The 23,970-nt window shown below is 26.0% G+C and carries 21 protein-coding genes and 1 other annotated feature; of the genes, 19 read left to right on the forward strand and 2 right to left on the reverse strand.

Going from position 1 to position 23,970, the window contains the following annotated elements; translation table 11 throughout:
• The first annotated feature begins 66 nt into the window (after positions 1-66).
• From AAT22_RS06955 to AAT22_RS06990, 8 genes are all read left to right on the forward strand, one after another.
• Positions 67-567: a DedA family protein gene (locus AAT22_RS06955; RefSeq protein ID WP_047000687.1), complete on the forward strand. Its 501-nt coding sequence runs from the start codon at positions 67-69 to the stop codon at positions 565-567.
• A 21-nt stretch (positions 568-588) separates the two neighbouring features.
• Entirely contained in the window at positions 589-1,191 is a 603-nt protein-coding gene (locus AAT22_RS06960) for an HAD family phosphatase (RefSeq protein ID WP_047000688.1), read from the forward strand.
• 123 nt (positions 1,192-1,314) lie between these two features.
• On the forward strand, positions 1,315-2,760 hold the full coding sequence (locus tag AAT22_RS06965) for a DEAD/DEAH box helicase (protein ID WP_047000689.1): 1,446 nt from the start codon (positions 1,315-1,317) through the stop codon (positions 2,758-2,760).
• Between the two features lie 240 nt (positions 2,761-3,000).
• Positions 3,001-5,076 (forward strand): EAL domain-containing protein, encoded by a 2,076-nt coding sequence (locus AAT22_RS18550; RefSeq protein WP_172655009.1) that lies wholly within the window; start codon positions 3,001-3,003, stop codon positions 5,074-5,076.
• 48 nt (positions 5,077-5,124) lie between these two features.
• Entirely contained in the window at positions 5,125-5,400 is a 276-nt protein-coding gene (locus AAT22_RS06975) for an ATP cone domain-containing protein (RefSeq protein WP_016206052.1), read from the forward strand.
• A gap of 95 nt (positions 5,401-5,495) precedes the next feature.
• Positions 5,496-6,308 carry a sugar-phosphatase gene (gene yidA, locus AAT22_RS06980; RefSeq protein ID WP_016206051.1) on the forward strand — a complete coding sequence of 271 codons (813 nt, stop codon included), beginning with the start codon at positions 5,496-5,498 and terminating at the stop codon, positions 6,306-6,308.
• Positions 6,309-6,551: 243 nt separating this feature from the next.
• Complete coding sequence (asnB, locus tag AAT22_RS06985) at positions 6,552-8,390, forward strand: asparagine synthase (glutamine-hydrolyzing) (protein ID WP_047000690.1); 1,839 nt, start codon at positions 6,552-6,554, stop codon at positions 8,388-8,390.
• A gap of 171 nt (positions 8,391-8,561) precedes the next feature.
• On the forward strand, positions 8,562-9,359 hold the full coding sequence (locus AAT22_RS06990) for a DUF4037 domain-containing protein (RefSeq protein ID WP_047000691.1): 798 nt from the start codon (positions 8,562-8,564) through the stop codon (positions 9,357-9,359).
• An 89-nt stretch (positions 9,360-9,448) separates the two neighbouring features.
• Here the strand turns inward: AAT22_RS06990 and alr are convergent, their stop codons facing one another.
• Entirely contained in the window at positions 9,449-10,606 is a 1,158-nt protein-coding gene (alr, locus tag AAT22_RS06995) for an alanine racemase (protein ID WP_047000692.1), read from the reverse strand.
• A gap of 417 nt (positions 10,607-11,023) precedes the next feature.
• On the opposite strand from alr, the gene AAT22_RS07000 reads away from it, so the two are divergent.
• The 6 genes from AAT22_RS07000 to AAT22_RS07025 all read left to right on the forward strand — a co-directional run bounded on the left by AAT22_RS07000 (position 11,024) and on the right by AAT22_RS07025 (position 17,316).
• Positions 11,024-12,418 (forward strand): PLP-dependent aminotransferase family protein, encoded by a 1,395-nt coding sequence (locus tag AAT22_RS07000; protein ID WP_047000693.1) that lies wholly within the window; start codon positions 11,024-11,026, stop codon positions 12,416-12,418.
• 77 nt (positions 12,419-12,495) lie between these two features.
• The gene (locus AAT22_RS07005) at positions 12,496-13,683 is read left to right on the forward strand and encodes a pentapeptide repeat-containing protein (protein WP_047000694.1); all 1,188 of its coding nucleotides are present in this window, start codon (positions 12,496-12,498) and stop codon (positions 13,681-13,683) included.
• 469 nt (positions 13,684-14,152) lie between these two features.
• The gene (locus AAT22_RS07010) at positions 14,153-14,629 is read left to right on the forward strand and encodes a DUF2975 domain-containing protein (RefSeq protein ID WP_016206042.1); all 477 of its coding nucleotides are present in this window, start codon (positions 14,153-14,155) and stop codon (positions 14,627-14,629) included.
• Between the two features lie 79 nt (positions 14,630-14,708).
• The gene (locus AAT22_RS07015) at positions 14,709-15,203 is read left to right on the forward strand and encodes a DUF2975 domain-containing protein (RefSeq protein WP_016206039.1); all 495 of its coding nucleotides are present in this window, start codon (positions 14,709-14,711) and stop codon (positions 15,201-15,203) included.
• A 14-nt stretch (positions 15,204-15,217) separates the two neighbouring features.
• Positions 15,218-15,424, forward strand: coding sequence for a helix-turn-helix transcriptional regulator (locus AAT22_RS07020; protein ID WP_016206038.1), 207 nt, complete (start codon positions 15,218-15,220; stop codon positions 15,422-15,424).
• A gap of 41 nt (positions 15,425-15,465) precedes the next feature.
• The gene (locus AAT22_RS07025; RefSeq protein ID WP_052953923.1) at positions 15,466-17,316 is read left to right on the forward strand and encodes a DUF4173 domain-containing protein; all 1,851 of its coding nucleotides are present in this window, start codon (positions 15,466-15,468) and stop codon (positions 17,314-17,316) included.
• Between the two features lie 136 nt (positions 17,317-17,452).
• Here AAT22_RS07025 and AAT22_RS07030 read toward each other — a convergent pair whose 3' ends face one another.
• Positions 17,453-18,697 carry a glycoside hydrolase family 3 N-terminal domain-containing protein gene (locus tag AAT22_RS07030; RefSeq protein ID WP_047000695.1) on the reverse strand — a complete coding sequence of 415 codons (1,245 nt, stop codon included), beginning with the start codon at positions 18,695-18,697 and terminating at the stop codon, positions 17,453-17,455.
• A 248-nt stretch (positions 18,698-18,945) separates the two neighbouring features.
• Here AAT22_RS07030 and AAT22_RS07035 point away from each other — a divergent pair, with 248 nt between their 5' ends.
• The 5 genes from AAT22_RS07035 (at position 18,946) to AAT22_RS07055 (ending at position 23,948) form a co-directional block, all read left to right on the forward strand.
• Positions 18,946-19,431 carry a hypothetical protein gene (locus AAT22_RS07035; RefSeq protein ID WP_016206035.1) on the forward strand — a complete coding sequence of 162 codons (486 nt, stop codon included), beginning with the start codon at positions 18,946-18,948 and terminating at the stop codon, positions 19,429-19,431.
• A complete protein-coding gene (locus AAT22_RS07040) occupies positions 19,428-19,961 on the forward strand; it encodes a permease (protein ID WP_016206034.1) in 534 nt (177 codons plus the stop codon). Before AAT22_RS07035 ends, AAT22_RS07040 begins: the two co-directional genes overlap by 4 nt.
• Before the next feature lie 83 nt (positions 19,962-20,044).
• Positions 20,045-20,276, forward strand: a binding site (T-box leader).
• A gap of 64 nt (positions 20,277-20,340) precedes the next feature.
• Entirely contained in the window at positions 20,341-22,002 is a 1,662-nt protein-coding gene (gene gltX / locus AAT22_RS07045; protein WP_047000696.1) for a glutamate--tRNA ligase, read from the forward strand.
• Positions 22,003-22,302: 300 nt separating this feature from the next.
• Positions 22,303-23,508, forward strand: a complete 1,206-nt coding sequence (locus tag AAT22_RS07050) for an FAD-dependent oxidoreductase (protein WP_047000697.1) — start codon at positions 22,303-22,305, stop codon at positions 23,506-23,508.
• A gap of 257 nt (positions 23,509-23,765) precedes the next feature.
• Positions 23,766-23,948, forward strand: coding sequence for a MarR family transcriptional regulator (locus tag AAT22_RS07055; RefSeq protein WP_047000698.1), 183 nt, complete (start codon positions 23,766-23,768; stop codon positions 23,946-23,948).
• Positions 23,949-23,970 lie beyond the last annotated feature (22 nt).

A 23,970-nucleotide genomic window follows, 5' to 3' on the forward strand; every position in this document is an offset into this window, starting at 1 on the left:
ATTTAATATTAAGAAAGATAGGGTATAATAACATTCATTAAATATAAATTTGGAGTGTAAATAAATATGGATAAGATACAAATAATAATAGAATATTTCTCAACATATGGATTAATATTTTTGTTTGTAGTTATATTTTTAGAATATTTAAATTTCCCCGGATTAGGGGCAGCAATAATAATGCCTGCGCTAGGAATAGCAATTGCTAAGGCGGGAATAAATTTTTTTGTAGCTTTAGGAATATCTATCTTAGCAGGAGCCTTAGCAAGTTATATTTTATTTGCCCTATCTTATTGGTTTGGAGGACCTATATTAACAAAAGTGTATAATAAATTTCCTAAATCTCGGAAATCTATTGATAAAGTATGCTTTTATGTAGAGAATTATGGTGATAAAGGAGTTTTAATAACAAGGTTAATTCCAGTGGGAAGAACTCTAATACCTTTTGTAGCTGGGATGTTTAGAATGAACATAATAAAATTTTCAATATATTCAACAATAGGAATAGCTATTTGGAATGCGGTATTTATATATGCAGGGTATGCTTTTGGGTATTGGTTTATTTAGAAAGTGATGGGGGAGAAATTAATGTATAAGAACATAATTTTTGATATTGGGAATGTATTACTAAGTTTTAATCCAAAGGAATATTTAAGAGAAAAAATAGGAGAACAAAAGTTAGAAGACATATATAAAGTCATTTTTGAAAGTCAAGAATGGGTTATGTTAGATAGAGGAACTATAACAGAAGAAGAAGCAGTAAAAAATATAATTCAAAGAAATAATTTTTATGCTACTGAAATTGAATTAGCATTTAAAGATTGGTATGGATTATTAAAGCCAATTGAAGAAACTGTAGAAATATTAAAAGATCTAAAAAATAATAATTATAAAGTATTTTATCTATCTAATTTTCATGATTTAGCATTTAAGGAAGTAAATAAAAGGAACTCTTTCTTTAAAGTTTTTGATGGAGGAGTAGTATCTTATGAAGAAAAACTAATTAAACCAGAAGAAGCTATATATAATTTAATTCTAGATAAATATAATTTGATTGCAGAAGAATCTATATTTATTGATGATACAAGAGCAAATATAGAAGGTGCAAAAAAACTTAATATAAAGACTTTATTATTTGAAGCACCAGAGAAATTAAGGAAAGATTTAAAACAATTAAATATAAATATTTAATAGATAGAGTAGGGACTAAGTTTATATTAATGTAGTCTCTACTTTTTATTATAATATCTGTCATTGTTAAATTTAGTGCTATAGGGTAAAATAAATAATAGTTTAAAAAAGTGAGGTAAATTAATGGTTATAGATAATTTTAAAAATATGAAATTAAGTGAAGAAATTCTTAAGGCATTGAAAAATTTAGGCTTTGAAAAACCTTCAGAAGTTCAGCAAGAAGTTATTCCATATATGTTAAAAAAAAGAGATTTAGTAGTAAAATCTCAAACTGGAAGTGGTAAAACAGCAAGTTTTGGCATTCCATTATGTGAATTAGTAAATATAGAAGAAAATAAGGTGAAAGCTTTAATATTAGTTCCAACTAGAGAACTTGCAATGCAAGTAAAAGAAGATATATCTAACATAGGAAGACTAAAAAAAGTTAGATGTGCAGCTATCTTTGGAAAACAACCTTTTAATGAACAAGTAAGAGAACTTAAACAAAGAGTACACATAGTATGTGGGACTCCAGGTAGAGTAATAGATCATATAGAAAGAGGAAATTTAAATATAGAGAATATTGAATTTGTAGTAATAGATGAAGGGGATAAAATGCTTAATATGGGATTTATAGATCAAATTTCCGAAGTATTAAAAAGATTACCTAATTCAAAAAATACTGCTTTATTCTCAGCAACAATACCACAAGAAATAGAAGGGTTATATTCTAAATATATGAATGATCCACTAGTTCTAAATATAAAATCAAAAGTATTTAATAGAGATAAAATAATAGAGAAATATATAAGTGTAGATAAAGAAGAAAAATTTAAGTTTTTATTAAAGTCCTTATATGCCTGGACAGATGAATCTGCAATAATTTTTTGTAATACAAAGGATTCAGTTAAAAACTTAAGTACATTATTAAAAAGAGAAAAAATTAACGCAAGAGAATTACATGGAGATATGGAGCAAAAAGAAAGATTATCAACAATGGATAGTTTTAAAAATAAGGAGTTTAAGGTATTAGTAGCAACTGATATAGCAGCAAGAGGAATACATATAAACCATATAACAAATGTTTTTAATTATGAAGTTCCAATGGAAAAGGAAAGTTATGTACATAGAATAGGGAGAAGTGGAAGAGATAATAAAAAGGGGCTAGCTATATCTTTAGTAGGAAAAAATGAAAATAGATTTTTACAAGAGATAGAGGAGTACATTAATTATAAAATAGAAGAAATAAAAATACCTTCTTATGAAGAAATAATAGATGGAAGAAAAAGATTTTTTGAGAATCAGAAAAATAATTATGGAAACCAAATAAGCACAAAGAAAAATATTCATAGCGAAGTAATAAAAATACACTTATCAGCTGGTAAAAAGAAAAAAATAAGAAATATAGATATATTAGGAGCTTTAAGTAATTTGGAAGAACTAACTGGAGAAGATATAGGTATAATAGACGTTCAAGATGGATATTCATTTGTAGATATTTTAAATGGTAAAGGAAATATACTTTTAAAGAGATATAAAGAAATAAAATTAAAAGGTAAAGTAGTTAAAATCAGTAAGGCTAAAAGTTAATAGAGATAGTATTTCAATTTTTTTACAAGAGATATGTTATATTTATTTATAGTATAATATATCTCTTGTTTTTTGTGTTAACAAAAAATGAATATAATATGGTATTTATGTTTATTTATTCATATAAATTATTAATTAATATATATTAATTGAATTATCAAGTAAAAGTATTGAATGATATATACAAAAAATTGTATAATAAAACAAAGAAGAATTATAAGAATTGGGATGGTGGAAAATTTGAAGCTTTCAAAGAAATTAGCTACATTTTTATTCTATTCCACATTATCTATATCTATTATTATAATTGCAATATTTTTAAATATAATTTACAAATTAAAAAGTGCTTCTGTAGTCTTTATTATAGATTACAGGCTAATATCCTTTTTTATAATATTTTTAATGGTTATTTTAAATATAAGCACATATATATTCATCAATAAAAATGTAATAAAAAGATTAACAGTAATTAAGCAAAATATAAACGAATCAAGTTTACTTGAAGAAGAAAATATTATAAACCTTGAAGACGATGAAATAAATTGCATTTATGATAAAGTGAATGCTCTTAGTAATGAAGCTAATGTAACTAAGAAAAAACTTATAAATACAATTAATAATTTAAAAGAAGAAGAAAAAAATTATTCTAATATATTAAATGCAATGTCTAATGCATTTTTCTCTTTGAAAGCTATAGTAAATGATAAGGGAGAATATATAGATGGTGAAATTACGGATGTAAATCTTGCAGGAATGGAGCTATTGGGATTATCTAGAAAAGAAATTATTAACAATAGATTTTCTAACTTATATATGAATTTATATAGAGATGAAGAAGAGATAATACAAATATTTAAAAGAATTAAAAAATCAAAATCGGAATGTATTGCACGAGAAATAAACATAATAGATGATAAATGGGGATTAGTATCTGTATACTCACTTAGTGATGGGTATTTTTCTATAATAATAAATAATATTACTGAAATAAAGAAATATGAAAAAAATATGACGTATCTAACTAATTATGATATTTTAACAAACTTATTAAATAGAAATAACTTATTAGAGTATTTAATGGAGTTAACAAATTTAAGTAAAGAATTTAGCATATATTTTATAGATTTAGATAACTTTAAGAATATTAATGATACAGTAGGTCATAATACAGGAGATGAAGTTTTAAGAATAGTATCAGATAGATTGACTCAATTATCCTCAAACAATATAACTGTTGGTAGATTGGGGGGAGATGAATTTATTATAGTAGAAAAGGGAAATTCAGACTCAGAGTCAATTAGAAAGCTTGCTGATAAAATATTGAATTTATTAAATAAAAAAATTCAAATTAATAGATATAGCTTTAATTTAAAAGCAAGTATAGGAATAAGTCAATATCCTAAGCATTCAAAAGATGTATTTACTTTATTAAAATATGCAGATATATCTATGTATAAGGGAAAGCAGTATGGTGGAAACATAGCTAAAATATTTTCTAAGGATATGGTTGAAGAGATAGAATTAGAAAATAAATTAATAACGGCTTTAGATAACAATGAATTTGAAGTATATTATCAACCTATATATAAAGTTAAGCAAGAAAAAGTTGTAGGTGCAGAAGCCCTTATTAGGTGGATAATGAGTAATGAAATAATTTCACCTATAAAGTTTATACCATTAGCCAAAAAAAATGGAGAAATAATAAGAATAGATGAATTTGTATTGAAGGAAGCTTGTAAATACTGTGAAAAAATGATAGCTTTAGGAGAAAAAGACTTTAAGATATCAGTAAATGTATCTCTTTTAGCATTAAAACAAGAAGATTTCATAGAAAAAACTCTTCAAATATTAAATCAATTTAATATTACTCCTAAATCTATAAAGTTAGAAATAACGGAAGATGAAATAATAGATAATACGGAATTTGTTATTGATGTACTAAATAATTTAAGAAAATTAGGTTTTAAAATATCCTTAGATGATTTTGGCGTGGGTTATTCATCTTTTAATTATATAAAGATGCTACCTTTGGATACAATAAAAATAGATAGAAGTTTATTAATTAGTGTTGAAACTGATAAAAAAACATTAGCAATTATAGAGACATTAATAAAGTTATCACATACTTTAGATTTAGATGTAGTATGTGAGGGGGTAGAAATAAAAAGTCAAATGGATTTACTTAAGGATATAAATTGTGATAAAATACAAGGATTTTATATAAGTAAGCCGTTGAACTCAAAAGATTTCGAGGATTTTGTAGTGAGGTTTAATAATATAAATATTAATAATAAAGAAGTTGCAACAACACTTTAGCTTAATTTTAATAATCTTAAAAATACTTATTATGGGAGGTAGAATTTTATGAAAATAATTAAAAAGAATGGAAGGCTTGAGGACTTTAATATTAAAAAAGTGAAAATAAGTATAGAGAATGCAGCAAGAGATAGTGGAGCAATGGTAAATGAGTCCGATTTAAAAATAATAATTAAGGATGTTGAAAAATATTTGTTAAATATAAGAAAAGATTCTTTAATTACATCAAGCTATGAAGTAATCGGTGTAGTGTTTGAAGTATTAAAAAGAGATGGCTTTAAATCAATTTTAAAAGCTTACATGGAATTTGATAAATTAAGTTAAATTTTATAGTGTTTTTAATCTTAATATAAAAATTCATTTATAATTGTAGTTATGTTATAATCAAAATAACTACAATTATAAACGGAGGACTAAGGATGTATAAATTAGTAGCAATGGACATGGATGGTACTTTACTTAGAGAAGATAAAAGTATATCAGATAGAACTAAGAAGGCTATTCAAGAAGCAAGAGAAAAGGATGTTACGGTAGTATTAGCAACTGGAAGACCAATTGAAGGTGTTTTGAGATATTTGGAAGAATTGGATATGCTTACAGAACATGATTATGTACTTAGTTACAATGGTGCATTAGTTCAAAAAACAAAGAGCAAAGAAGCAATAACTAAAGTGGCACTAAAAGGTTCTGATTTACATTATTTAAAAAAGTTAAGTGATGAATTAGGTGTTAATATTCATGCTTTTTGGGAGAAAAAGGGCTTAATAACTCCTAAAAATAGCAAGTACACAGAAGTTGAAGCTCAAATTAATAATATAGACATTCATGAAATGAATATAGATTCTATAGCTGATGATGAAGTTATGATAAAAATAATGATGATAGATGAAGCAGAGATTTTAGGTCCAGCTATTGAAAAGTTACCTAAAGAAGTATATGAGAAATATACAGTAGTAAGAAGTACACCGTATTTTCTAGAGTTCTTAAATAAAGAGGCAAATAAAGGTGTAGGAGTAGAATTATTAGCAAATCATTTAGGAATTAAAAGAGAAGAAATAATAACATTAGGTGATGCAGGAAATGATATTCATATGATTGAATATGCAGGACTTGGAGTTGCAATGGGAAATGCCTTTGATGAAATAAAAGAAATAGCAGATTACATTACAGATACAAATGAAAATGATGGAGTTGCTAAGGTAATAGAAAAATTCATACTAGGAAATAGCTAAAAGTTAAAAGTTAAAGAGTTAAGGAAATAATTCAGATTTGCTGAATTATTGATAATAAAAAGCTTCTTAGGATTTTATCCTAAGAAGCTTTTTTCTATAATCTAGTTCACTAGATTATTTCAACAACTTTTCCACTTTGCACTCTTTCACTTTTTAATTTCTCTCCCGTATTTTTAACGAACTATTGTCAAAACATAATCATATAACTATATATAATAGAGAAATATAGAAAGAAGGATGATTATGTGTGGAATAACAGGATTTGTAAATTTTAAGGAGAACATTAAGAATAATATTTCAACCTTAAAAGCTATGACAGATACACTAATTAATAGAGGGCCAAATGCCGAGGGCACTTATATATCAAATAATGTAATGTTTGGACATAGAAGACTTATTGTAGTTGATCCAGAAGGTGGAAAACAACCTATGAAAAAGGTTATAAATGGAAAAGAATATGTGATTATATATAATGGAGAATTATATAATACAGAAGATTTAAGAAAAGAACTGATAAAGGAAGGATGTACTTTCGAAGCATATTCAGATACAGAAGTACTACTTGTATCTTATATTAAATGGGGAGTAGATTGTCTTAAAAGGTTAAATGGCATCTTTGCTTTTGCAATTTATGATGAAAATGAAAAACGTGTTCTACTTGCAAGAGATGTGATGGGGGTTAAGCCATTATTTTATACTATCAAAAATGAAACATTTATTTTTGGATCAGAAATAAAAGCATTATTTAAGCATCCATATGTTGAACCAGTAGTAGATAAAGATGGCTTAACAGAATTATTTGCTTTGGGACCTGCAGTTATACCAGGAACAACAGTATATAAAGGAATAGAGGAAGTAAAGCCAGCTCAATATATAATAGTTAAGGAAGATGTTATAAAAAAAGATATGTACTGGGAACTTAAAGCAGAGACCTTTAAAGAAACAAAAGAAGAAGCTGTTGAACATGTAAGGGAATTATTAATTGATGCCATTGATAGACAATTGGTAGGGGATGTACCACTTTGTACATTTTTATCAGGAGGATTAGATTCTTCAGCCATATCAGCAGTCGCAGCTCAGGAATATAAGAAAAAAAATAAAATATTAACAACTTACTCAATAGATTATGAGGATAATGAAAAGTATTTTGAATCATCATTATTTCAGCCAACCTCTGATCAACACTTTGCCGAATTTATGTCAAAATATATAGGAAGCAATCACAGAACGGTTGTATTAAATCATAAAGATTTAGTTACTTCTTTAGAAGATGCTATGATAGGGAGAGATTTACCTGGTATGGCTGATGTAGATTCATCTTTATATTTATTTTGTAAAGAAGTAAAAAAGGATTTTGTAATAGCATTATCTGGAGAATGTGCTGATGAATTGTTTGGAGGATATCCATGGTTCACAAATGAAGAAATGATAAATGCCAACACTTTTCCATGGTCTAGATTTATAAGTGAAAGAAAAGCAATATTAAATCCAAGTTTAAAAAACTTAAAAATAGAAGAAGTTGCTCAAGCAGCTTATAGTGATACTTTAAAAGAAGTTCCACATTTGACAGGAGAAAGTAAATTGGAGCATAGGATGAGGGAACTATTTTACTTAAATTTAAGATGGTTTATGGTTAATTTATTAAACAGAAAAGATAGAATGAGTATGGCAAATAGTTTAGAGGTTAGAGTCCCTTTTGCGGATTATAGAATAGTAGAGTATGCATTTAATATACCATCCAATATAAAGCTATTAGATGGCAGAGAAAAAGGATTATTAAGAAAGTCATTAGAAGGAATACTACCTGATTCAATAATATATAGAAAAAAGAGCCCATATCCAAAGACTCATAATCCTATATATACTGATATGGTTTGTAGTATAATGACAAGAATATTAGATGACAAATCTTCACCTATTTTAGAAATAATAGATAAAGATAAGGTAAGAGAAATTGTAAATACAAAAGGTACAGCATATAAGACACCTTGGTTTGGTCAATTAATGACAGGACCACAAATGATAGCATATTTAATTCAAATGAATAATTGGTTAAGTGGATATAAAGTAAAGTTAATATAGATTTAATGAGAGCTGCTTAATAACAGCTCTTATTAAAATTCTAAATTATATACAATACTAGTCTTTTATTGAAAAAATACATATAAATAGATTATTTTTTGTATATATTTATAATTCATTTATAAATATATACGTAGTAAAATTTAATAGAGAATAAAAGGGGGAGAGATAATGGATAAAGAACTAAAATTAATTTTAGAAGAGTTAATAAAAGATTTTAAAAATATGAAAGAGGTTGCAGCTATAAGTTTTGCAGGATCTTCTACATCAAAAAGAAATGATTCTTTATCAGATATAGATATTGATATATTTACTTATTCTGATATCTCAGTAGAATTAAGAGAAAAAATAATCAGCAAGTATGCAGAGTATAAAGAAGTAGGAAATGATTATTGGGGGCAAGGTGATGAATTTATATTAAAAAATAAAAATATTCCAATAGATATAGCTTATTTTGGAATATCATGGATAGAAGATATAGTAAATAATATACTGGTTAACTATAATGCATCTGTAGGATACAGTACGTGCTTTTGGTATAATATAAAAAATTCAGACATAATTTTTGATAGAGAAGGAAGATTTGCTAAGTTAAAACAAATTTCAAACTGCAAGTACCCAGTTAAACTAAAGAAAAATATTATAGAAAAGAATTATCCTTTGTTAAAAAACAATATCTCTTCTTACTATAATCAAATAAGTAAAGCAATAAGTAGAAGTGATATAAATAGTATTAATCATAGACTAGCAGGTTTTATGGCAAGCTATTTTGATATAATATTTGCTATTAATGAGATACCTCATCCTGGAGAAAAAAGACTAATAAATATAATTAAAAATACATGTACTAAAATACCAAAGAATTTTGAAGAAGATATAAATAATATTTTAAAGTCAGCTGGCAATTTAGATAAGGAGTTATTAGTAAAATTAGATTCTTTGATAGATAACTTAGATGATATAATATAATATTAAAAATTAAAGGAGCTGTAGAAATACAACTCCTAAATTATACATTCAAACATGATAAAATTTATATATTAAAAAATATACTTTAATTACATAAGATATCTTATACCAAGTGTCTTATAATCTTTTATATATATTCTAGGAGCTCTTCTTCCAATAAGGCAAAGAATTTCATAGCTTATTGTATTTAAAATTTCAGCCATATCGTCAGCATCAAATTTTATAGAACCATCAGAACCAAGTAAAATTACTTCATCGCCAAGAGAAACATTTTTTATATCAGTTATATCAATCATAAACTGATCCATACAAACATTCCCTATAATTGGGGCAAATTGTCCATTAATAATGACTTTACCTTTATTAGAAAGGCCTCTAGAATACCCATCAGCATAACCAACTGGCAATGTTGCAACTATTGTTTTTCTTTTTGTTTTAAAGGCTTTACCATATCCAATATATTCATCTTTTTCTACTTCTTTAATGTGAATAATCCTAGTTTTCCATGTTAGAACAGGTTTTATATTAAAGTTAACTTTATCAACTTCATTTGATGGATAATAACCATATTGAATTATGCCAGGTCTTACATAATCATAATGACTATCAGGTAAATCCATTATTGCAGCACTATTAGATAAATTTTTATTATTAACAGGTACTCCTTTTTCACTAAGAACATCCATAAATGAATTATAAATTTCAAGTTGATTTAAAGAATAGCTCTTATCCTTAAAATCTGCAGTGGAAAAATGAGAGAAAATGCTTTCTATTTCTAAGTTATCTAATTTTGATATCTTTACTATTTCTTCTATTGAATTATCATTTTTTCTAAAGCCTATTCGCCCCATTCCAGAGTCTATAGCTATATGAATTTTAACTATTTTGTTTAAAAGTTTTGCTTTATTATTAAGGTTTAAAGCAAATTCATAACTAGATATAGTTGGTTCTACGTCATAATCTAATAATGCATCTATTGCGTAGTCTTCACTAATTCCAAGTAACATTATAGGAGCTTTAATTTCACTTTCTCTAAGCTCAATTGCCTCTACGATATTTGCAACGGCAAGTTTATCAATTCCATGGTTAAGTAAAATCTTAGATACCTCAACAGCTCCATGACCATAAGCATTTGCTTTTACAACTCCAATTATTTTACTATTATTAGATTTTTTCTTTATCTGCTCTATATTATATATTAAATTATTCAAATTAATTTCTGCCCAAATTGGATGTAATAAATTCATATCTAAAACTCCTTATTATTATTTGACTTGTTAATAATATCATTGATATTATTATATACATAAACTGAGTGTTTGATAAGTACCAGTTTACATCAATTTAATGAGGTCAGTTTTATTTTGCGGAGCAAAATAATTTAAAATGAAAAAATTATAGAGAAAAATCATTAAGGGATTTTTTTATGAAAAGAGTTTCTTACAGCTAACAGTGCAAATTATTATCAAGGTTATGGTTAATAAGAAATAGGGTAGCAGAGCTATCAGGGAATAAGAAACAGGGGATAAGTATTAAATTTTTGGAGGTAAGATAATTAAAAAATAATGATTAACAATTTATATATTTATTTTATTATTACGTGCTACTTGTTCCCTGAGCCCTGTTACCTAAATATGAACTAGGTAAAATGAAAGGAAATTATTATGGATATTATTGGCATAAACTTAAGACAAAATAGTGAAATTCCTCTATATATACAACTGTATGATTTCATAAAATCTCAGATACAAAATGGAAATTTAAAATCTAATAGTAAGTTACCTTCTAAGAGAAAGCTTTCTAAGTATCTTGATATTAGTCAAAATACTGTTGAAGCAGCTTATGGTCAGCTTATTACTGAAGGATATATAACATCTATTCCTAAAAAAGGTTATTATGTTTCAGAGCTGCAAGGGATAATAAAAATAAATATATCTAACATTACAAATAGTAATAAAAAATCTGTAAAAAAGAAATATAAGTATGAGTTTTTTTCAAGTAGAGTGGATCTTGAAAGTTTTCCTTATTCAACGTGGAGAAAAATAAATAAAGATTTAATTAATGAAGAAAATAAAGAATTATTACAAATAGGTCACTCACAAGGTGATAAAAATTTGCGAGAGACTATTTCGGAGTATTTAAGATTTTCAAGAGGAGTAAATTCTAATGCAGACAATATAGTTATTGGAGCAGGAACAGAATATTTAGTACAGATTTTAATAAGCATTTTGGGAAGTGAAAAAATTTATGCAGTGGAGGAACCAGGATACTATAAAATTAAGAAGATATTAAAAATTAGAAAAACAGAAATTAAGTCTATAAGGTTGGATAATCAAGGAATTGATGTTGATGAATTATACAAAAGCAATGCTGAAATTGTTCATATAACGCCATCACATCAGTTTCCAACAGGTAAAATAATGCCAATAAGCAGACGAATGCAACTTCTAGCTTGGGCAGAAGAAAGTGTAAATCGATATATAATAGAAGATGATTATGATAGTGAATTTAGATTTGAAGGAAAACCAATACCAGCCCTTCAAAGCTTAGATACAAGAGGGAAAGTTATATATATTGGAACATTTTCGAAATCCTTTGCTCCTTCAATTAGAATAGCGTATATGGTGTTGCCAGATGAATTAATAAAAGAATATAGAGAAAATTTTAGTTTTCTAATTTGTACAGTTTCTAGATTAGATCAACAAGCATTATATAGATTTATAGAAGATGGGTATTTTGAAAGACACTTAAATAAAATGAGGAATATTTATAAAAAAAAGAGAGAGTTCTTAGTTTCATTAATCAAAAAATATTTAAGTAATACCGAAATAATAGGAACTAATTCAGGATTACATTTGCTATTAAAGGTTAACAATGGAATGTCAGAAAATGAGCTTATTAAAAATGCGGAAGAAAAAGGGATAAGGATTTTGGGACTATCCAATTCATATGATGATATAAAATTTGATACAAAAACAATTTTCTTAGGGTACGCAAGTTTAAATAATAGTGATATGGAAGAGGCTATAATATTATTAAAAAGTGCATGGAATATATAACATTTATTCTGATAATTAATTTTTATATAGGAATAATATAAGTAGATTATATGATTATTAAAAGGAGAAATTATATTATGGCTTATATAAATTTTAAAGAAGAAGTATATGTAGCTAAAATTCAATTAGAAAAGAGAGTTATTAATAATGAAAAGTTATTTAATGAAATAAAAGATAGTAATAAGCTATCTAATGATTACATTCCAAATGAAAAGTATAGTTATAGAGAGTTTAATGATGTAGTTTTTGGCGGGGGACATTCAAAAAAAGAAGAGGATTTTGAAGAAGTAGGCAATATAGATATAATTTGTACTAAATTTATAAATTGTAAGTTTTCTAACATAAAATTTAGTGGGTGTAGATTTATTGGCTGTAAGTTTACTAATTGTGAATTTATTGGAGGAGGAGCATTATTTCAAGAGTGTATTTTTGTTAAGCAGGAAAGTGATACAATTCCTAATCTCAATAAAGAAGATAATTTATCTTGTGAATTTAATGAATGTAAAATATACGTAAAGTTTTTAAATTGCGATTTAAGTCATATTATATTTAAGAAATGTTATTTAAAAGATACTAATTTTGAATTAAGTGATATGAGCGATGGAATGATTTTTGATTGTGATTTAAAAATGATAATAGTAATAGATACTAATTTATCAGGGGTAAAGATAGTTGGTTCATATATAGAAGATTTGGAGTTTCGAGATAAATATAAAAGTAAATTAGATGAAAAAACTTTTATAGATAAAATAAAGTTAAGAAAAAAGAACAGAGAAGAATATGAAGGAATATATACAGTTTATGAAAATATAGCAGATAAATTTAAAGATAATAACTTAAATAATAATTTTGGAGAATATTATTTCTTATGCAGAAAGACACAAATGAAAGTATTGAAACCTTTACCAAAAATTTCATCATTCTTAGGATTAATAACTTGTGGTTATGGAGAAAGACCTTTATATGCTGCATATTTTTCTTTAGTTGCAATATTTATTTTCTCCATATTATATTTATTATTTGGAATTAAAGTAGATGAAGAAATAATTAGATATACCTGGACAAATGATGGATTTATAATAAGAAAATTCTTAAAGGATTATAATGAAAGTTTAAATTTAAGTGTTGGAATGTTTGCAGCAGTAGGAATGAATGAAGCTCAACCAGCACCAATATCATATATGCTTAGCAATATAGAAATGATAATCGGAGTATTAATGATGGGAATAGGAACAGGATCTTTAGTGAAGAAGATAGTAAGATAGAGACTTTCCAGTATATTCACAAAGTACAGTGTAGTTTTTTATTTAGATAACAAGGAACAAGAATGAGGTCAAAGGGAACAGAGGCAGGTAACAGGGAAGAGGGAACAGATAACAGGTGTGGATTTTGCAAGCAAAATAATTAACAATTTTTATTTTATGCTTTTAATGGGGTTGTTTCAACATTAGGGTTGGAACAACTTTTGTTTCGTGATAAATAATAAAATTATATTAATAACAAATAAAAATATATTGTTTTTCAATAAAAAAGACTTGAAAAACAATTAATTAAGTAGTAATCTATAATAGATTCAGAAAGTTAGGTAAAAGCTATGAAAATTACAAAAGAGAAACGTAATTATATATTACTATCGATAATGGGAATAAATATATATTAATTATTACAAGTAGCATTACCAATTTCATACTTTCAAAGGATTATATGATTTTTAGAAAAAATGAGGAGGTTTTTATGAAAAGAGGAACAACACTATTTTTAAAATTAGCCATTACTATTATTGGAATTCCTATTATCGCATTAGGTATGTTTGGGATGTATTGGTTAGGAAATAATCCAGTAGATTCTAATTATTCATATATATTATATCCTATTTTAATAGGTATATATGCATCAACAATACCATTTTACATTGCATTATATATGGCTTTTAGACTTTTAATTTATATTGATAAAAACAAAGCTTTCTCACTAATTTCCATAAAAGCTTTAAACAATATAAAATACTGCGCAGTAACAATAAGTATCTTATATGTAGCAATAATGCCATTTGTTTATCTTTTAGCAGATAAAGATGATGCACCAGGGCTTATAATAATTGGAATGGTTCCTATATTTGCTTCAATGATAATTACAGTATTCTCTGCTGTTCTTCAAAGACTTTTACAAGAAGCTATAGATATAAAGTCAGAAAATGATTTAACAGTATGAGGTTAATAAAATAGAAAGAAAAGAGGTGAGTTTTGGTAGGTGGAATACATTTTATATATTCACTTACTAAAGAAAAATTATGAATTTAAAAGATGAAAAGTTTTTATCTAAGATACTGGCAGCAATTTTAAATATTAGCATTGTATTTGGAGTAATTCTTACAATTGGAGTATTTTATACTACATTTTATAAAAGAAATATAGTAGATTTTATTACGAATGAGGGGGTAGTTGTACTATTACTAGTTGTGGGAATAAGCAGTTTATTTTATATAGTATTCCAGCTTAGAGGTATAATAAAAACATTAATATTAGGCGATCCTTTTGTTAGATCAAATGCTATAGCTTTCAAGAAAATATCAATATCATCATTAATTATAGCTTTATGTTATTTAATTAATTTATTTATAAATTCTAATTTTAAAGAATTTAAATTTATATATGTTGATAATATGGGAATCCATACTGATATGGAAGTATTTATATTTTTATTTGCATCAGCCTTTATCTTTATATTATCAAAGGTTTTTGATAAGGCAGTTACCTTTAAAGAAGAAAATGATTTAACAGTATGACAAAGGAGAAAAGCATGGGAATAATCGTAAATTTAGATGTCATGATGGCAAAGCGAAAAATTTCATTAAATGAACTAGCAGAAAAGGTTGGAATAACTAATGCCAATTTATCTATATTAAAAAACAACAAAGCGAAGGCAATTAGGTTTTCTACTTTAGAAGCTATTTGTAGAGAACTCAATTGTCAACCAGGGGATATTTTAGAATTTATAAATGACTGATGAATGTGTTTTGACATTATAAATTATTAATGGAGGTATATATGATTAATGCAGTTGCTTTAGTTTTAATGAAAGATAAAAAACTTCTTTTATTGAAACGTTCAAAAAATCGTCTACCAATAATAACTATGAAAAATGAGGAAACAGAAGAGGAATGTATAAATAGATGGAAACAACAGAATTTTGAATCGGAAAATTTACCTAGTGTTAAATATAATAAAAAAGTAGCTATAGAAGATTATAATATCAGTCTAATTTTTATGGATGCTACCAATCTAGATATAAAAATAATTGATGAAAATTTAGTTTTTGAAGATTGCATGTGGGCAAATAATTTAAATAGATTTGAAAATGAATTATTTAGATATATAATAACTCAATGCGAAATAGAGAGTTATAAATCTCCAGCAATCGTATCTTTAAGAGAGTCTGTAAATATGAAAAGTAAGTATAAAGTAAAAAGCCAATTAATAGATTTTGAAAAGACTAAAATGGAGAATAATAAGGCTATAATACTTATTATCTTGTCTTTATTAATTGGGATATTATTTTCAAGATTTATCTTTGGATATTTAGGAGTTTCAGTACCAATATTAACTCTTTTAATGATAGTAATATTTATATTTTCGGTAGATATAAAAACTAATAGTATATTGGGATATTTCTTTTTAGTAATAAGTGTTATTCTATCATGCAGTTATGGAATCTTTACAAATGAATTATTTAGAGCCATGAATATCTTAATTATTCCCATAACATTATTTTCTGGATTTTTATTATTAACATATAATAATATCCCCTTTAAGTTACTAAATTTTGGAGCGGCTTTTTTAGAAATAATTATAGGTCAATCAATAGAAAATACAAGTAAGCTTCCATTAGTAGTTAAAGAAGTATCTAAGAAAAATGATGTAAAAGAAAATAAAAATATGAAATCTATAATAATAGGTTTAGTAATATCAGTACCATTACTTATATTTACAGGAATTTTACTTGCAGGTGCTGATGAAGTTTTTAATTATTATTTGAAAAATATATGGAATTTTCTGAATATCGAAAATATATATGATTTTATATTAAAATTTTTAATAGCAATAATAATTATGTTTTTAGTGTTTGGATTATATTATACTCTTAATTCAACTAAAATAAAAAAGGTTGGAAATGGAAAGATCAATAAATCATTTAATTCAACAACTATAATAACAATATTGGTTTCTCTAATAGCTTTATATTTAACTTTTACTAAGATACAAGTATCATATTTATATTTAAATAAAGAATTGCCAATTGGATTTGATTTTGCACATTATGCAAGAAGTGGATTCTTTCAATTAGTAACTTTAGTGGTAGTAAATATATCAATAATAACAGCAATGAATTTCAAGACAGCAGTTAATAGCATTAAAAGTAAAAATATTTTAAATATTTTATATAGCTTAATAACAGTATTAACTATAAATATGGGAGCTTCAGCTATATATAAAATGAATTTATATATAAAAGAATTTGGATATACAAGACTAAGAATTCTAGTTCAAGTATTTACTGTATTTTTATGTATTTGTTTAATTACATTGCTTATATTTATATGGAAAAATAAATATTTATTCAAGCCAATAGTAATTGCAGGGTTAGTTATATATGTAGGTTTAAATTATTTTAATATAGATAATTATATAGCTAAACAAAATCTAGAAACAATTAGTACAAAATACGAAATAGATGATGGATATTTATCTACACTATCTTTAGATGCTCAAAATGCAGTAAAAGAAGGATATGAAAAAGGCATAATAGAAAGTCAGTATTATTTTAGATGGTTTAATAAAAAAGTTACTACTAAAAACTGGTACGAATACAATTATTTTAATAACAAAATAATTAGATAAAAATAGTAATAAAATGTGAAGCATTTTTCAGTTCACAATTCACAAGGCACAGTGCACAGTTGTTTTTATTTTATTCCCAAAACTGTGAACTGTGAATTGTGCGCTGTGAACTATATAAATTGCTTCGCAATTTATTTTAAAGTAGTCCTAAATCAATTTTCCATAAAAGAACTCTTAGTACGGATTCATTAATACGTTCTTCATTTATTTCTCCGTTTTGTATTGCTTGTAGTACAACTGGAATTTGAACATCAAAATCAGAAGCTATTAATAAGTCATTTCCAGCATTTATAGCTAATACGGCAGAATTATAATCTCCGATATACTCTTTAATAGCATCCATTTGCAAATCGTCAGTCATTATGACTTTATCATAGTTTAATTCATTCCTAATTATATTATGAACATTAGAAGAAAGTGAAGCTGGTAGATTTTCATCCATAGATTTTACTATATTATGAGAAACAAGTATGCTATCAGCACCTGCTTTTATCCCTGCCTCAAATGGAAGAAAATCAGAAGTTTTAAAGATTTCGTAACTCCTTTCATCAATAGATATACCAGTATGAGTGTCTAAGTTATTACCATACCCAGGAAAATGCTTTAATGTAGAACCTATATTATTTTCTTTCATTGTAGTAACAACTGTTTTTATATATTTAGATGTTTCTATTGCATTTTTCCCAAAGGCTCTAGGATAAATATAATCATATGAATTAGTAGATACGTCACAAACAGGAGCCAAGTTAACATTTATGCCTAAGCTTTTTAAAAGTGTAGCTTTTTCTTTTGTATCGCTAATTATTAAAGGATTTCCTCCCTCATTATATAAATCTTGAGGAGAGTAAAAAGGAACACCTCTAAAAGTAGTGTATCGACTTAATCTATTAACAATTCCACCTTCTTCATCAATACCTATAAGTAGTTTTATTTTAGAATTATCTTGATAAGATTTTAATGTAGTAGATAAAGAATCTTTTGTTTCATTTTTTACATTATCATCAAATAAAATAAATCCACCAACTTTATATAATTGTAAATCTTCAAGTGCAGTATTTTTTCTACATCTAACAAAAAACATTTGGCCAACCTTTTCATCTAAAGACATATTAGCTAAAATCTTAGAGGCCTTTTCCTTATTTGATATTAAGTGGTTATTATTAGTCTGATTATTATTTTGATTGCTGCTATTGTTGTTATTTTCAGAAATATCATTATTATTACTAGTATTATCATTGTTGTCATTGCTATTAGAATCAGTATTATCACTGATATTATTTTTGTCTGTAATAATAGTCTTACCATTTAAAAGCTTATTTACTAAAAAACCAGAAAGTACTGATAAAGATACAAAAAGAACAATTAATATAAATTTTTTCATAGTTATAAGTCTCCAATTTTATTTTTTAATCACTTTATTAATAATTATACCCATAATATAATTATTAATTGACAAATACAATATTATAATATAAAAAAAGTTATATTATTTCCATTTTAATAGTTTAATTAATTGTATATAACTAATTAGAGAATGAGTAAGTTTATAAAACTATACTAATTTCTTAATCACATAGATATTTATTTATTATATATTAATGATAAGAATAATTTTTAGAAGTGAGTATCATGAGTAGTATAATTCTTTATCTAATAGCTTTTTTATTATTTTTAATATCTTATAAAAGGGATAGAAGAAAAACTAAAAAAGCGTTATTAACTGGGGTGAAAGCTATAGAAAATATATTACCTCAATTTTTAGGAATAATATTAATTGTTGGTTTAACCCTTAGTATATTAAATCCTGAAATTATATCGAAGATAATAGGAAGCAACTCCAATATACTTGGTGTATTATTATCAGCAATTTTAGGAAGCATTGCTATGATGCCTACATTTGTAGCATTTTCTACAGGAGATATGCTACTTAAAAATGGAGCCGGAATAGCGCAAGTTGCAGCACTTATTTCAACACTTACTTTAATAGGGATAGTAACTATACCTCTTGAAGTAAAATATATAGGAAAAAAAGCAGCTATTTATAGAAATTTAGTAGCTTTTATTTTTTCTATTATAGTAGCATTTTTTGTTGGATTGGTGGTGAAAATTATATGATTAAGAAATTAGCAAAAAGGTATATATTCTTTATTACAGCATTGTTAATAACTATAATGATAACTGTATTTAATGATGATATAGGGTTACGATCATTTAATATTGCATTTTCTAGCTTTAAACAAATGATTTCTGTAGTTCCTCCAATAATGATAATACTTGGACTTATAGATGTTTGGATTCCAAGAGAAGCCATGATGAAGTACATGGGAGATGATTCAGGTATAAAAGGAATTTCTCTTGCAATATTGATAGGATCAATAGCTGCAGGACCTATGTATGCAGCTTTTCCATTTACAAAGGTTCTTCTAAAAAAAGGAGTTAGATTTAGCAATATAATAATTTTTATGAATGCTTGGTGTGTAACTAAAATATCTACTTTAATGTTTGAAATTTCTTCACTAGGATATAAATTTACATTAGCAAGGCTTTTAATTGATATACCTGGAGTAATAATAATGGGATATTTAGTTCATGCTTTAATGCCGAAGGATGAATTAGAGATGATTTATAAAAGTAATTTAGATTAAAAAGGCTATTGAAGCTAACTAAAAGGTATAAAATTATTTACAAATGTTAAAGGTATAGTTATAATGTTTATGGTAAAGTATAATAATAAGCTATGAAAGAGAAAAGTAGATAGATAGTCATATTACAGAGATTTAAGTAGTGGTGGAAGCTTAAAATTTGATACTATTGAAGGAAGCTCTAGAGCTATAAACTGAAACAGCATATTAAAAATTTTGCAAGTAGGTTTGTGGGTTCTCCCCTTAAAGAGAATGAGTGGGTTGATTTTTATTAACCAATTTAGGTGGTAACGCGGAATTTTGTCTTTCGTCCTAATATTTATAGGATGAAGGGCTTTTTATTTTTATAAAATTTTATAACTAAAGGAAAGGATAGATAAAGATGAGTTTTGAAAAGTTATCAGAATTAATATTCCCTAATATTGATAAAACACCAGAAGATTATATTGCAAAATATCCAAAGAGAAATTTAAAAGAAGGTGCAGTTGTAACTAGATATGCACCATCACCAACTGGATTTCAACATATTGGAGGAGTTTTTGCAGCATTAATAAATGAAAGATTAGCAAGCCAAACAGGCGGAGTTTTTTATTTAAGAATAGAAGATACTGACCAAAAAAGAGAAGTTGCAGGTGCTATAGAAGATACTATTCAAACTATGCATAACTTTGGTATGGATTTTAACGAAGGAATGACTGGAGATGATACTTCTAAGGGAGAATATGGTCCATATAGACAAAGTCAAAGAGCAGATATATACAGAGCCTTTGCTAAGGATTTAATTAAAAAGGGATTAGCTTATCCAGCTTTTGATACACCAGAAGAATTAGCAGAGCTTAGAGAAAAACAAACAGCTGCTAAAATAACTCCAGGGTATTATGGAGAATATGCTAAGGATAGAAATCTAACAGAAGAAGAAGCAATAAGAAAAATAAATAATGGAGATGCGTATATAATTAGATTTAAGTCACCTGGAAATATAGAAAATAGAGTAGAATTCCATGACTTAATTAAGGGTGATATAAGCTTCCCAGAAAATAATCAAGATATAGTTATAATAAAGGGAGATGGACTTCCAACATATCACTTTGCTCATGCTATAGATGATGCATTAATGAGAACTACCCATGTTATAAGAGGAGAAGAATGGTTATCTTCATTACCAATACATGTACAATTATTTGATGTGTTAGGTTTAGAAAGACCAAATTATGCTCATATTCCAACAATAATGAAAAATGATAATGGTTCTAAGAGAAAATTATCTAAGAGAAAAGATGCAGAAGCTGCAGTTTCATATTATAAAGAAGTTGGATATCCTGTTCAATCAGTTATTGAATATTTATTAAATATAATAAATTCAACTTTTGAAGATTGGAGAGCTGAAAATTCTACTGTAGATTATCATGAATTTGAAATAGCTTTAGATAAGATGAGTAAATCAGGTGCATTATTTGATATAGTTAAATTAAATGATGTAAGTAAAGAAGTTATTTGTAAGATGAAGGCTGATGCAGTTTACAATAATTATATAGCTTGGGCTAAAGAATTTGATAAAGAAATGTATGATTTAGTAACTGCAAATGAAGAAATGTCTAAGGAAATCTTCAATATAGATAAAGAAGGTCCAAAGCCAAGAAAAGACTTTGCTAAATGGGATGAAGTAAGAGGAAAAGTAGATTATTTCTTTGACAAATTATTCAATAAAGAAACTGCAGAAAATGTTGAACTTCCAAAGAACTTAACTTTAGATGCAGCAAAAGAAATAATAAAAGTTTATAAAGATAAATTTAACTTTAATGCAGGAAGTCAAGAAGCTTGGTTTGAAGATTTAAAAGAAATAGGATTAGAATTAGGATACTGTGCTAACAGAAAAGAATACAAAGCAAATCCAGATCGATACAAAGGAATGATCTCAGATGTAGCAGGAGCTGTAAGAGCTGCATTATCTCATAGAAGTAATACTCCTGATCTATATACTATTATGCAAATAATAGGAGAAGAAAAGACAAGAGAAAGATTTGAAGCATTTTTGAGCTTATAAAATGATAATATAAATAAGAGCTGTCCCATTGATGGCTCTTATTTTGTTATATTATAATATTTAATTCTTATGATCATCAAACTAAATTAACTAAGAATACAAATTGATAATAGTTATCAATTTGTGACTTGAATCACATCAATATTATTAATATAGATTTATAATAGGACTAGAATTAAAAAGTTAAAACAAAAATTTTATAATAAATTCGTAGTTAAAAAGCTAAAAAGAAAACTTTGTATTAATGTTTATATTTTAGTTAAAAATAATTATTTAATAATATAATTGGTGGTGAATTAATTGAGCAAAAATGTAGTTATAATTGGTGGTGGAGTTGCAGCTGTAAGTGCAGTAAAATCAATTAGAGAAGTTGATAAAGAAATAAACATACACATATTTCAAAATGAAAAATATTATCCTTACTATAGAATTAAATTGACCAAAGGTCTTTTTGATAATCTTGAGGAGGAGAAAATATTACTTCAAAAAAAGGAATGGTATGATTTAAATAATGTGAAATTATATTTTAATAAAGAAGTACTTTCTATTGACACTATAAATAATAAAATTAATTTAAATGATGGCATTTGCTTTGGGTATGATAAATTATTAATAGTAACAGGAGCTAGTAATTTTAAGCCTCCAATAGATGGAATAAACAAGGAAAATATTTTTACAATAAGGGAACTTGAAGATGTAAAGGCTATTAAGGATAGTGTAATAGATAAAAAAATTATATTAAATATAGGCGGAGGAATTCAGGGATTAGAAGGTGCATGGGCTTTTAGCCAACAAGATAAAGAAGTTATTGTAGTTGAAGCTTTAGAAAGATTAATGCCACGTCAACTAGATAAGAGAGCTTCTGAAATCTTACAGAATTTAATAGAAAAGTTTAATATAAAAGTTCTTTTAAACTCCAAGGTAGAAAAGATAATTGGAGAAGGTAAAGCAGAGAGCATTATTTTAAATAATGGAACTAGAATTAAGTGTGATATGATAGTTTATTCTGTTGGAATAAGAGCTAATACGAAGATTTTAGAAAATACAGAAGTAAATGTAGCTAGAGGAATCATAGTTAATAATAAAATGCAAACTAATGTAGAAAATATTTATGCAGCAGGGGATGTTGCAGAATTATCAGGGCAAATAGGTGGACTTTGGAATGTAGCATCTGAAGAAGGAAAGGTTGCAGGATATAACATTGCAGGTAAAGAAGCAAGTTATTCTATCTTAACACCAGTTACAATGATGAACGCTTTTAATACTTCACTATTTTCAGTGGGGAATATAGAAGAAAGTTTCGATAAAACAATAGTAGAGGATGAGAAGGATGGAAAAGTCTACAAAAGACTATTCTTTAAAGATGATAAAATAATAGGAGCAATCCTTGTGGGAGATACTAAAGCTTCAATGATTTTAAAGAAAGCAATAGAAAATAAAACTATAATTTCAGATATGAATTCGTTAAAATCATTTAATGATATACTAGCAGAATTAAAAAAATAGTTATAAATATACAAATAGTATTGATGCTAATAAATATTACTTATCTTGCAAATCTTTGTATATAATAAAAAATACATAATGAAATTTTAACTATATTAATTATTATGACTATCTTATATTTAGCTATAGTTCTATGTAAAATCATTAATTTAAATTATATAATAAATATTTTTAATTAATAGTTGAAATTTATAGTAAATATTATGTAAAATAATAGTAACTTAAAGTTATATAAATATGAAAAGGAGATGTATAATATGGAAAATTATGATGTAGTTTTAGATTTCTTTACTAAAAATGATAAACCATTAAATGCTACTGCAGTTGCAGAAGGAACAGGAATAGATAAAAAAGAAGTATCAAAGGTAATGGATAAACTTAAAAAAGAAGAAAAGATTTATTCACCAAAAAGATGTTACTGGCAAATAAAGAGAGATTAATAAAAGGGGCTGTCGCACTAAT

The sequence above is a fragment of the Clostridium sp. C8 genome (assembly GCF_001010885.1).
Taxonomy (GTDB): domain Bacteria; phylum Bacillota; class Clostridia; order Clostridiales; family Clostridiaceae; genus Clostridium; species Clostridium sartagoforme.